The following is a 12039-nucleotide window of genomic DNA, read 5'->3' on the forward strand; positions in this document are numbered from 1 at the left end:
CGCCTTTTGCCTACAATGGCGCCCTGTTTGCCGAGGCCGTCGCCGCCGATCGAGGCCTTGGCGATCCCCTAATTACGACTGCAACGGACCGGATGCCATGCTCGACCCCAAACTACTGCGCAGCGACCCCGACGCGGTCGCCCAACGACTGGCCAAGCGAGGTTTCGTCCTCGATACCGACCGTCTCGAGGCGCTGGAGTCCCGGCGGCGCGAGCTGCAGGCCCAGACCGAATCCCTGCAGGCCGAGCGTAATACCCGCTCCAAGGCGATCGGCCAGGCCAAGGCCCGGGGCGAGGATATCCAACCGCTGCTTGATGAGGTGTCCGACCTGGGCGAGCGCCTCGATGCTGCTAAGGGACACTTGGCCGAGGTGCAGGCCGAATGGGACGAAGTGGTCAGCGGCCTGCCCAACCTGCCCCACGAGAGCGTCCCGGTGGGCGAGAGCGAGGAGGACAACGTCGAGCTCCACCGCTGGGGGACGCCGCGCGTGTTCGACTTCACGATGCGTGACCATGTCGACCTGGGGGCGCTCACGGGCCAGCTGGACTTCGAGCTGGCGGCCAAGTTGACCGGGTCCCGCTTCGCGGTGATGCGCGGTCCCATCGCGCGACTGCATCGGGCGCTGAGCCAGTTCATGCTCGACAAGCAGACCCTTGAGCATGGCTACGAGGAGTGCTATGTCCCTTATATGGTCAACGAGGCGTCGCTGTACGGCACCGGCCAGCTGCCCAAGTTCGGCGAGGATCTGTTTCGCCTCGACGACGAGCGCGGTTATCATCTGATCCCCACCGCTGAGGTGCCACTGACCAACTTTGTCCGCGACGAGATCCTCGATCATCGGGCGCTGCCGATCAAGCTCACCGCCCATACGCCGTGCTTTCGCAGCGAGGCGGGCTCCCACGGCCGCGATACCCGCGGCATGATCCGCCAGCACCAGTTCGACAAGGTCGAGATGGTGCAGCTGGTCGACCCGGCCACCAGCTACCAAGCCCTCGAGGAGATGCGCGGTCACGCCGAGGCGATCCTCCAGGCGTTGGAACTGCCCTATCGGGTGGTGACGCTGTGTACCGGCGACATGGGCTTCGGGGCGGCCAAGACCTACGACCTGGAGGTGTGGTTGCCCAGCCAAGACACCTACCGCGAGATCTCCTCGGTCTCCAATTGCGAGGCCTTCCAGGCGCGGCGCATGCAGGCGCGCTTTCGTCATCCCGAGCAGAAGAAGCCACAGCTGCTGCACACCCTCAACGGCTCCGGCCTGGCGGTGGGGCGCTGCCTGCTGGCGGTGATGGAGAACCACCAGAATGCAGACGGCTCGATCAGTGTGCCTGCAGTTCTGCGGTCCTACATGGGTGGGGTCGTAACGGTCAACGCCTGACGCTGGGGGCTATGTCGATCGCCCAGCTGACACTGACGCCTGCCTCGATGGTGATGGTGCCGGGACGGTATTCGGCCTGAGGCAGGCTCTCCCGGGCATCGGCACTCATGGCCATCGTGCGCGGCTGGAAGATCGGTGAGCGGGTCTCGCTCACCGCCATCACCTCGCCCAGATCGATGCCCAGGGTCTTGGCCATCAGGCTGGCCTTGCGGCGCGCCTTGCCCAGTGCCTTGACCAGCGCTTCGTCGGTTGCGGCGTCGCGGTCGGCCAGGTCGTAACTCACGCCGTCCAGGGCATCCACGCGGGCAGCGGTCAGGGCATCGAGCACCACGGGCAGTCGCTCGAGGTCATCGAGTTCGAGGAGAATCGGGCGCTCCAGGCGGGTGCGCACCAGGGACTCGCGCTCGCCTTTTTCGTATCGTTCGCCCGGCAGGTGCTCGGGTTGTACATCCAGGGAGCCGGCGTGGATCGCCTCGCGCGCAAGCCCCGCCTCTTCCATGGTGCGAATCAGCTCGGCGGCGCGGACTTCCAGTCGGTCGCGGGCCTCGCGCAGGGCATCCGGATCGTTGACCGTGTCCTTGCGCCGGGCGATGGCCGGCGTATATTCCCACAGGCGGGCATTGAGCGTGGCACGATCCGGCACCACCTGCAGCTCTGCCTCGGCCTGGACCTCCAGGCGGCCGGGCATTTCCTCGGCGTGAACGCGGGACAACATCGCCAGGGACGCTACGATCATCAGCACGGCCAGGGCCAGAACGCGTAATCGGCAAAGCGGGTGGGTCATCGGCATAAGGTTCTCCTGGTTGATCGACGACTACCTCGGTTTGAGCCAATGCAAGGGGGATGATTCCCATGCTTTGCAATTGACAGCCACCCCGGCATCATGAGCAGACTTCCACCGTTACGAGTGCGGGCATGCCCCATCCCTACGACCATAACAGCAATACGCTTCCCCTCAACCTGCTGCTGGCTCTGGCCGCCCTGGTAGTGATCATCGCGGGTTTGCGCGCAGGCTCTAGCCTGCTGGTGCCATTGCTACTGGCAATCCTGATCGCGGTGGTCTGCACTGCGCCCGTGCACTGGCTGCACCGCCTGGGGATGAGCAAGCAACTGGCGGTGTGGCTAACCCTGGTGGTGATCGGTGGCTTTCTTTCGCTACTCGGCTTGTTGCTGGCCAACAGTTTCGGCACCTTCATCGATGCCCTGCCAGGCATCGAAAAGAAACTCTACCAGTACTATCTGGGGCTCCTCGATGGACTGGCCGGGCTGGGGCTTGCCATCGACACCAATCGGCTGGCTGATCTGCTGGATGCCGAGCAGTTCGGCAACTGGATACCCACGGTGCTCGGCGAGGTTGGCAACCTGCTGATGCAGAGTGTCATGGTAGGCCTGCTGGTGATGTTCCTGCTCTTCGAGACGCTCAACTTTCGCGAGAAGGTCTCTCGTGCCCTGGTCAACCCGGCGCCCAGCCTGCGTCGCTTCAGCGAGTTTAGCCTCACCCTGAAGCGCTACCTGGCCGTCAAGACACTGGTCAGCCTGGTGACCGGGGCGCTGATCTGGCTGGCCTGCAAGCTCTTGGGGGTGGACTTTCCGCTGCTGTGGGCAGTACTGGCCTTTGCCCTGAACTATATTCCCAATATCGGATCGGCCATCGCGGCGGTGCCGCCGGTCCTGCTGCTGCTGGTCTCCCCGCAAGGTGGCATGTTCGATGCGCTGCTGCTCGCCGCGGCCTATCTGGGGGTCAACTTCGTGATGGGCAATATCATCGAGCCGAGGGTCATGGGCCGGGCGCTGGGGCTTTCCACCTTCGTGGCTTTCCTGTCGCTGGTGGTGTGGGGCTGGATCTTCGGGGTGGTGGGGATGTTGCTCTCGGTAGTGCTGACCATGACCCTCAAGATCGCCCTGGACAGCCATCCCGAGACCCGCTGGATCGCCCATCTGTTGGGACCAGGCGATGGAGCACCGATCGAGCAGGCCGACCGCCCGATCTCGGAGCGTGAGGAGGAGGGGCCCAAATGACGTCGCCCCGGGCTTGCCGGGGCGAAGAAGAGCGGTGCGTAGTGGATCAGGTGTTCTGGTCGATGAACTGGCTCAGCTGTGACTTCGACTGAGCGCCGACCAGGGAGGCGACCTTGCTGCCGGACTTGAAAAGCATCACGGTCGGCACCCCGCGCACCCCCTGCTCGGCGGCGATCTCGGGGGCATCGTCCACGTTGATGCTGGCGACCTTGAGGCTATCGTTGCGCTCCTCGGCGACTTCCTCGACCACTGGTGCCATCACCTTGCAGGGACCGCACCAAGGGGCCCAGAACTTTAGCAGAACCGGCTTATCGGCCTTGAGGACTTCCTGCTCGAAGTTGGCATTGGTGACATCGACGTTGTTGGTCATGTGATTCTCCCGTTTCGTTGCGCTGCATCGAGCGGATGGGGTGACATGCAGGGCATGCCCGATCGGACGATGTTAGCGGTCGACCTAACTGCTGGCAAATCCCGATGCTGGGAAAAGCGGATCTTCCAGTTCAGCCATATTATGATATAAAATGATTATAAATAAATTTTTTATGCCTTGGAAGCCTTATAAAAGCCCCAAGACACGTGCGGGAGGATGGCCATGAAGCTTCAGCAGCTGCGCTACATCTGGGAGGTGTCGCGCCACAATCTCAATGTTTCTGCTACCGCTCAGAGCCTCTTCACCTCCCAGCCAGGGATCTCCAAGCAGATCCGCCTGCTCGAGGACGAACTTGGCGTAGAGATATTTGCTCGCAGCGGCAAGCATCTGACCCGGGTAACCCCGGCGGGGCAGGTGATCATCGAGCTGGCCGGGCAGATGCTGAGGCTGGCCGACAATATCAAGGATGTTGCCCAGGAGCACAGCGACGAGCGTCGCGGCAGCCTGGCCATCGCCACCACCCATACCCAGGCGCGCTATGCGCTGCCCCCGGTGATCCGCGATTTCACCCAGAAGTATCCCGACGTGGCGCTGCACATGCAGCAAGGCACGCCAAAGCAGATTGCCCAGATGGTCAGCGATGGCCAGGCCGACTTTGCCATTGCCACCGAGTCCCTTGAGCTGTTCAACGATCTAGTGCTGCTGCCCTGCTATCGCTGGAACCGCTGCATCCTGGTGCCCCGGGGACATCCTCTGGCCGAGATGCAGACGCTGACCCTGGAGGCTTTGGCGGACTACCCACTGGTGACCTATGTGTTCGGCTTCACCGGGCGCTCCCAGCTCGACGATGCTTTCCGTGCGCGGGGGCTCACTCCTAACGTGGTGCTTACTGCGGCCGATGCCGATGTCATCAAGACCTATGTGCGCCTGGGCATGGGGGTGGGCATCGTTGCCCACATGGCAGTGGATGCCGAGCACGACACCGACCTAGTGGCGCTGGAAGCCGGTCATCTCTTCGCGAGCTCCACCACCAAGATCGGGATTCGCCGGGGTACCTTCATGCGCGGCTACATGTACGATTTCCTGCAAGGCTTCGCCGCCCATCTGACCCGAGACCTGGTCGATGCGGCCCTGGCCGCCGGTCCTCGTCACGAGGAGATATTGTTCAAGGATATCGAGCTACCTGACCGCTAGGATGGGGCAATCGACACAGTAGTCGCCCCCGGCTCTCTGTTGTCTTCGAGGGTCGCGGGCACGCTTTCCGTGCTATCCCTTGGCCATCAATGCTGCAGGTGCAGGCCACACTCGCGTTTCTCCTCGACCTTGGTGGGGTCGAAGTAGTCGAAGTTGTTGGGCAGGTCGTGGTCCTGCAGATATCGATAGAGGTCGCGGGCCGTCCAGTGCAGCAGTGGGGAGACCTTTAGCAGGCCGTCAGCGTTGCGGCTCACCGGTGTCATGCGGGCACGCTCGGGGGTGTCCTCGGCACGTAGGGCGGTGAACCAGACATCCGGCGCCATCTCGCGCAGGGCGCGCTCGAAGGGTTCGAGCTTAACCTCGCGGGTGAAGGCCTCATGACGCGCTTCGTCTATCCCGGGTGCGGGGCCCTCCAGCGCTTCGCGATGGGCCCGTGAGCGCCGCGGCAGATAACTCACCAGGTTAAGGTTCAGGCGTTGAACCAGCTCATCGGCGAAGCGGTAGGTGGCCTCGGTGTTGTAGCCACTGTCCATCCACACGATCGGGATATCCGGCTGCTGGCGCGTGACCATGTGCAGGATCACGGCCTCGAAGGGGCGGAAGTTGGTCGTGCAGATCGGCCGTTGTCCCTGATCCAGCGCCCAGCGGATCAGGGCCTCGGGATCATTGCCGAGTTCCCGGTTAATGACATCGAGCTGGGGTTCCATGAAGGGCTCCAAGGCAATAAGTTTAGGTATGGTGCTACCCTAGCAGAGCCGGTGAGGCTCCCCCCAATACCGATTCATTGGATATCTATTCCCTGGTGGATTAATCGATCTGGTTTTTATTCCATGTTGATTCAGTATCAGCTGCCATCAGGGCCTGCATGAGATGGCGAATCTTGTCGAGGCTCTCGGTGTACTCGTCCTCGCCGCGCGAGTCGGCCACCAGGCCTCCCCCGCCCCACAGGTGCAGCCTGCTGCCGTCGGCCACCACGCTGCGAATGGCGATGGAAGTGTCCATCTGTCCGCGCACATCCACGTAACCCAGGCTGCCGCAGTAGGCGCTGCGACGGCTGGGTTCCAGTTCGTCGATGATCTGCATGGCCCGTACCTTGGGTGCGCCGGTGATGGAGCCGCCGGGAAATGCAGCGGACAGCAGGTCCATGGGTCGCCGGCCGGCCTCCAGTTCGCCTTCGATCACGCTCACCAGGTGGTGCACGTTGGCATAGCTCTCTAGGCCGCAGAGCTGGGGGACCCGTACGCTGCCGGGACGGCACACCCGCCCCAGGTCATTGCGCAGCAGGTCGGTGATCATTACGTTCTCGGCCCTGTCCTTGGAGCTTTCGCACAGTTCCCTGGCCAGCTGTCGGTCCACCTCGGGAGTCGCGCCACGGGGCCGCGTGCCCTTGATGGGCCGGGTTTCAACCTGCCCGTCATGGCAGCGCAGGAAGCGTTCGGGGGAGAGCGAGAGGATCGCCTGGTCCTTCCAGGCCAGGTAGCCGGCGAAGGGGGTGGGTGTGGCCAGGCGCAGACGGCGGTAGGCCGCCCAGAGGTCGCCTTCGAAGGGGGCACTGAAGCGCTGGGTCAGGTTGATCTGGTAGCAGTCGCCGGCGCGAATATAAGCCTGCACAGTACGAAAGCGAGCCAGGTAGTCCTCGCGGCTGAGCTCGGCGGCGAAAGGGGCGGTGAGGCGAAAGCCTGTGGCCGGACGCACCGGCGTTTCCAGCCATCCCAGCACCTGGCGGCGTCGTGACGCGCTGCCCACCAGCCAGCTTTGTCGACGCTGATGGTCCTGAATCACTGCCCAGTCATAAAGGCCGACACGGCTGGCCGGTAGCGTGACCGCCTGATGGGCTCGTCCGGCCATCGGTTCGAGCTGGTGTCCGAGGTCGTAACTCCAGTAGCCGATCAGCCCGCCGAGGAACGGCAGCCGGCTGTCCGGCACCTCGCCGGGTAGGCGGTCGAGCAGTGCCTGCTGGGCGACGAAGGGGGGCAGCCCCGCGAGCACCGGGTCCCCGCTCACGCGACCGGCAGCATCAATCTCGAGAAGTTCCAGTGGATCGCAGCTGAGGATGTCGTAGCGGCCACCCGGCGCCATCGGGCGACCGCTGTCGAGCAGCACGGCACCTGGCCTGTCGCGCAGGGCCGCGAAGTAGTCCAGCGGGTCCTCGTGATAGGGCAGGGGGGTGATCTCGATCGGTGCTGTCATCACAACGTCTTCCCGGAGCAGGCGCCCCATTCTAGGCCTCGACTGCAGCTTTGTCGTTCTCGCGCTTGATGGCGAGGGCATTGTCGACATTGACGTTGGCGCGGGTGAGATTGTCTTCAACTAAAGGGGGATAACATCCATTCGTTCGGCCAGTTGACCCGGGGTAGGCCAGTGATTACAGTTTCTTCATCACTCGATTGTCGACAATTGCCATGAACTCAGTCGCACCACAGCAGGACGTCTTTCCTGAAGTCCGCACTCTGGCGGAACGGGTCTTCCAGCAATTGCAGGATGCTATCGTCAGGGGGGAGCTGGCACCGGGCAGCAAGATCACCGAGCCGGGACTGTCACGCACCTACGGTATCTCTCGCGGCCCGCTCAGAGAGGCCATGCGCCGCCTGGAAGCGCACCGCCTGATTGAGCGGGTGCCGCATGTTGGCGCCCGAGTAGTCAAGCTCTCCATGAAGGAACTGCTCGAGCTCTTCGACGTGCGTGAGGCGCTGGAGAGTATGGCGGCGCGCCTCGCTGCCGAACACATGACCGCCGGCGAGGTCGCCGGGCTGCGCGAGGTGCTGGCCATGCATGAACGCCAGGCCGACCTGCGTCGCGGCGAGGCCTACTATCAGCACGAGGGTGATCTGGACTTCCATTTCCGCATCGTCCAGGGCAGCCACAACACGATGTTGATGGGCATGCTCTGCGACGACCTCTACTACCTGGTACGGCTCTACCGTACCCAGTTCAGCGCTAGCGGCACGCGGCCCCAGCGAGCTTTTGTTGAACACCACCGCATCGTCGATGCCATCGAGGCCGGTGACGCCGAACTGGCGGAGCTGCTGATGCGCCGTCACGTCAGTGCTTCTCGGTCCCTCGTGGTCGAGCGCTATGCGGCATCCCTTGAACAGCAGGACAGCAAGACGCCCGTTTGAGGCGCGTCGACACCCTACGGAGACCTTTCATGATGCAACCTACCCCCGGGGCGCGGTTTCGCGCCGCCCTCAAGGCCCACCGCCCGCTGCCCATCGTCGGCACCATCAATGCCTATACTGCCTTGATGGCCGAGCGGGTGGGTCACCCGGCCTTCTACCTTTCCGGCGGTGGCGTAGCCAATGCCTCCTTCGGCCTGCCGGATCTCGGCATTACCACCATGAATGATGTGGTCGAGGATGCCCATCGCATCTGCGGGGCCACCGAGGTACCGCTGTTGGTGGACATCGACACCGGCTGGGGTGGCGCCTTCAACATCGCCCGTACCGTCAAGGAGATGCAGCGCGCCGGCGTGGCCGCTGTCCATCTCGAGGACCAGGTGGCCCAGAAGCGCTGTGGCCATCGTCCCAACAAGGCGATCGTCTCCCAGGAGGAGATGGTCGACCGCATCAAGGCCGCCGCCGATGCGCGCCTTGACCCCGACTTCTACCTGATCGCGCGTACCGATGCCTTTCAGAAGGATGGTCTGGATGCCGCCATCGAGCGGGCCAACGCCTGCATCGAGGCTGGGGCCGATGCCATCTTCGCCGAGGCCGTGCATACCCTCGATGACTATCACGCCTTCTGTGAGCGAGTCGACGCACCGATACTGGCCAACATCACCGAGTTCGGCGCCACGCCGCTGTTTACCCAACAGGAGCTGGGCGAGGTAGGTTGCCGCATGGTGCTCTACCCGCTGTCCGCCTTCCGCGCCATGAATGCCGCGGCGCTCAAGGTCTACCAGAGCATCCACGACCAGGGGCACCAGAAGGACGTGGTCGACCTCATGCAGACCCGCGACGAGCTCTACGATTTTCTCAACTACCACGACTTCGAGCGCAAGCTCGACGCCTTGTTTGCAGAGAAGGGCGGCGAGGCATAACGCTGCCCGGCCCTCAACCTGACTGATACCGATTGACAAGGAGACATCCCATGGCAGGCAAACCCATCAGCAGCAGCGGCCTGCGCGGCCAGAGCGCCGGGACCACGGCCCTATGCACCGTCGGCAAGACCGGCTCGGGCCTCACCTACCGCGGTTTCGATATCAAGGAGCTGGCCGATAAAGCCCGCTTCGAGGAAGTGGCCTATCTGCTGCTCAAGGGCAAGTTGCCCAATCAGGCCGAGCTCGATGCCTACATCACCAAGCTGCAGGGTCTGCGCGGCCTGCCCGACGCGCTCAAGAGCGTGCTTGAGCAGATTCCCAGGGATGCCCACCCCATGGATGTGATGCGTACTGGCGCCTCCATGCTGGGCAATCTGGAAACCGAGGAGAGCTTTGACCAGCAGCAGGATGTTTCAGATCGCCTGCTCGCCGTGCTGCCGTCGATCATCTGCTACTGGTATCGCTTCAGCCATGACGGCGTGCGCATCGAAACCGAGACCGATGACGAGTCGGTCGGTGGCCACTTCCTGCACCTGCTGCGCGGCCAGCCGGCATCCGAGCTGCACGCCCGAGTAATGAATGTCTCGTTGATCCTCTACGCCGAGCACGAGTTCAACGCCTCGACCTTTACCGCCCGCGTGTGCGCCTCGACCCTTTCCGACATGCACTCCTGCGTGACCGGTGCCATCGGCTCGCTGCGCGGACCGCTGCATGGCGGCGCCAACGAGGCAGCCATGGCGATGATCGAGAACTGGCAGTCCCCGGAAGAGGCCGAGCGCGAGATCATGGGCATGCTTGAGCGCAAGGACAAGATCATGGGCTTTGGCCATGCGATCTACCGCGAGTCCGACCCGCGCAACGCCATCATCAAGCACTGGTCGAAGAAATTGTCCGAGGACGTGGGCGACAGTGTGCTCTACCCGGTTTCCGAGCGGGTCGAGGAAGTGATGTGGCGGGAAAAGAAGCTGTTCTGCAACGCCGACTTCTACCACGCCAGTGCCTACCACTTCATGGACATCCCGACCAAGCTGTTCACCCCGATCTTCGTCTGTTCAAGGGTTACCGGCTGGTGTGCCCATGTCTTCGAGCAGCGCGCCAACAACCGCATTATCCGTCCGAGCGCCGACTACGTCGGTCCCGAGAAGAACGAGTGGGTGCCGATCGAGCAGCGTCAGTAAGCCCCTGAGCTAGTTAAATGGGGGCGAATTTATCGCGATAGAGCGCCGAAGGGCAGTCAGGAGCACGCTCCCTACCACGGTCCGGGACAAGCCCGGTGACAAGAACGAATCCAAGGAACCGAAATGAGTGCTAATGTCGAACAGAACCAGCGTCCGGATTACGATGCCGAACTCCAGAAGATCGCCGATTATGTCCTCGACTTCACGATCGAGAGCAGCGAGGCGCTGGACACCGCCCGCCATTGCCTGATGGACACCCTGGGGTGTGGTCTGCTGGCGCTGCGCTTCCCGGAATGCACCAAGCACCTCGGCCCGCTGGTCGAGGGTACCGTGGTGCCTCATGGTGCCCGGGTACCAGGTACTTCGTTTCGACTGGATCCCGTCAAAGCGGCCTGGGACATCGGCGCTACTATCCGCTGGCTCGACTACAATGATACCTGGCTGGCCGCCGAGTGGGGGCACCCCTCTGACAACCTGGGAGGGATTCTGGCCATCTCCGACCACCTCTCCCAGACACGTCTCGCCCGAGGCGATTCGCCCCTGACCATGCGCCAGGTGCTGGAAGCCATGATCATGGCCCACGAGATTCAGGGCGTGCTGGCGCTGGACAACTCCTTCAACCGTGTCGGCCTCGATCATGTGGTGCTGGTCAAGGTGGCCTCCACCGCCGTGGTCGCCAAGCTGATGGGCGCCGATCGCGAGCAGCTGCTCTCGGCGCTCTCGCATGCCTGGGTTGATGGACAGAGCCTGCGGACCTACCGTCATGCTCCCAATGCCGGTTCTCGCAAGAGCTGGGCCGCCGGTGATGCAACGTCGCGAGGAGTACGTCTCGCCGATATCGCCATGCGCGGGGAGATGGGCATCCCCAGTGTGCTCTCTGCGCCGCAGTGGGGCTTCTATGACATCCTGTTCAGTCATACCAATCGGGATCTGGCCCTCAAGCCTGAAGAAGAGCGCAAGTTCACCTTCCAGCGCGATTTCGGCAGCTACGTGATGGAGAACATCCTGTTCAAGATCTCCTTTCCGGCCGAGTTTCACGCCCAGACGGCCTGCGAAGCCGCCGTCACCCTGCATCCCGAGGTCAGAAATCGTCTCGACGAGATCGATCGTATCGTGTTGACCACCCACGACTCGGCAATACGCATCATCTCCAAGGAGGGGAATCTAGCCAATCCTGCGGATCGCGATCACTGTCTGCAGTACATGACCGCCGTGCCACTGATCTTCGGCACCCTGACCGCGGAGCACTACGAGGACGAGTTCCACGAGGCGAATCCGCGCATCGACGAGTTACGCGCCAAGATGGAGGTGGTCGAGGATGAGGCCTACTCGCGGGACTACTACGATCCCGAGAAGCGCTCCATCGCCAATGCCATCCAGGTATTCTTCAAGGACGGCAGTGCCACCGAGAAGGTCGCCGTCGAATACCCGGTGGGCCATCGCCGCCGCCGGGCCGAGGGGATTCCATTGCTCGTCGAGAAGTTCCGGCGCAACCTGGCCACTCGCTTCCCGGCAGGTCGCTGTGAGCAGATTCTCGACCTGTGCGCCGACCAGGTGCAGCTGGAGAGCACGCCCGTCGACCGTTTCGTCGATCTTTTCGTGATCTGATGTCGTGATCGCCGTCAACAATCCGTTATCCGCGCTTTTGGGCTTGATCTGTCAGTGTTCCAGGGCATGAGCGAAATAAGTTGCTGCAAGGCCATGGCGTAGCGCGGATGGCTGGACTATATTTTTCTGACGTACAGGGGTTGCATGCTACGGTGTTAGATCGTAGAGTACGCATCCGCTGCCGGCGACGGGACAGGTTGCCGGCGGTGGAGAGGGAAAGATCAGGGGTTGACAGGCAACGCCGATCACGTAGAAT

At 62.9% G+C, this 12039-nt stretch carries 11 protein-coding genes; 7 read left to right on the forward strand and 4 right to left on the reverse strand.

Annotation, left to right across the window (positions count from 1 at the left end; translation table 11 throughout):
• Positions 1-97 precede the first annotated feature (97 nt).
• Complete coding sequence (serS, locus tag DFO68_RS07865) at positions 98-1375, forward strand: serine--tRNA ligase (protein WP_133483103.1); 1278 nt, start codon at positions 98-100, stop codon at positions 1373-1375.
• Here serS and DFO68_RS07870 read toward each other — a convergent pair.
• Positions 1365-2165, reverse strand: a complete 801-nt coding sequence (locus DFO68_RS07870) for an SIMPL domain-containing protein (RefSeq protein ID WP_133483104.1) — start codon at positions 2163-2165, stop codon at positions 1365-1367. The genes serS and DFO68_RS07870 overlap by 11 nt on opposite strands.
• Positions 2166-2290: 125 nt before the next feature.
• On the opposite strand from DFO68_RS07870, the gene DFO68_RS07875 reads away from it, so the two are divergent.
• Positions 2291-3394, forward strand: a complete 1104-nt coding sequence (locus DFO68_RS07875) for an AI-2E family transporter (RefSeq protein WP_133483105.1) — start codon at positions 2291-2293, stop codon at positions 3392-3394.
• Positions 3395-3440: 46 nt separating this feature from the next.
• On the opposite strand, the gene trxA is transcribed toward DFO68_RS07875, so the two are convergent.
• Positions 3441-3815, reverse strand: coding sequence for a thioredoxin (gene trxA / locus DFO68_RS07880; RefSeq protein WP_347813123.1), 375 nt, complete (start codon positions 3813-3815; stop codon positions 3441-3443).
• 171 nt (positions 3816-3986) lie between these two features.
• Between trxA and cysB the strand changes: the two genes are divergently transcribed.
• A complete protein-coding gene (gene cysB, locus DFO68_RS07885) occupies positions 3987-4958 on the forward strand; it encodes an HTH-type transcriptional regulator CysB (protein ID WP_133483107.1) in 972 nt (323 codons plus the stop codon).
• 86 nt (positions 4959-5044) lie between these two features.
• On the opposite strand, the gene DFO68_RS07890 is transcribed toward cysB, so the two are convergent.
• Together DFO68_RS07890 and pabB are read right to left on the reverse strand one after the other, a co-directional pair.
• Positions 5045-5665: a phosphoadenosine phosphosulfate reductase family protein gene (locus DFO68_RS07890; RefSeq protein ID WP_133483108.1), complete on the reverse strand. Its 621-nt coding sequence runs from the start codon at positions 5663-5665 to the stop codon at positions 5045-5047.
• A 100-nt stretch (positions 5666-5765) separates the two neighbouring features.
• Positions 5766-7148, reverse strand: a complete 1383-nt coding sequence (pabB, locus tag DFO68_RS07895; RefSeq protein ID WP_133483109.1) for an aminodeoxychorismate synthase component I — start codon at positions 7146-7148, stop codon at positions 5766-5768.
• 212 nt (positions 7149-7360) lie between these two features.
• Between pabB and DFO68_RS07900 the strand changes: the two genes are divergently transcribed.
• The 4 genes from DFO68_RS07900 (at position 7361) to prpD (ending at position 11783) form a co-directional block, all read left to right on the forward strand.
• Complete coding sequence (locus DFO68_RS07900) at positions 7361-8077, forward strand: GntR family transcriptional regulator (RefSeq protein ID WP_133483110.1); 717 nt, start codon at positions 7361-7363, stop codon at positions 8075-8077.
• 29 nt (positions 8078-8106) lie between these two features.
• Positions 8107-8997 carry a methylisocitrate lyase gene (gene prpB / locus DFO68_RS07905; RefSeq protein ID WP_133483111.1) on the forward strand — a complete coding sequence of 297 codons (891 nt, stop codon included), beginning with the start codon at positions 8107-8109 and terminating at the stop codon, positions 8995-8997.
• 50 nt (positions 8998-9047) lie between these two features.
• Positions 9048-10175 (forward strand): bifunctional 2-methylcitrate synthase/citrate synthase, encoded by a 1128-nt coding sequence (prpC, locus tag DFO68_RS07910; protein ID WP_133483112.1) that lies wholly within the window; start codon positions 9048-9050, stop codon positions 10173-10175.
• A gap of 123 nt (positions 10176-10298) precedes the next feature.
• Entirely contained in the window at positions 10299-11783 is a 1485-nt protein-coding gene (gene prpD, locus DFO68_RS07915; RefSeq protein WP_133483113.1) for a 2-methylcitrate dehydratase, read from the forward strand.
• Positions 11784-12039: the final 256 nt, after the last annotated feature.

This window comes from Halomonas ventosae (assembly GCF_004361885.1).
Taxonomy (GTDB): Bacteria; Pseudomonadota; Gammaproteobacteria; order Pseudomonadales; family Halomonadaceae; genus Halomonas; species Halomonas ventosae_C.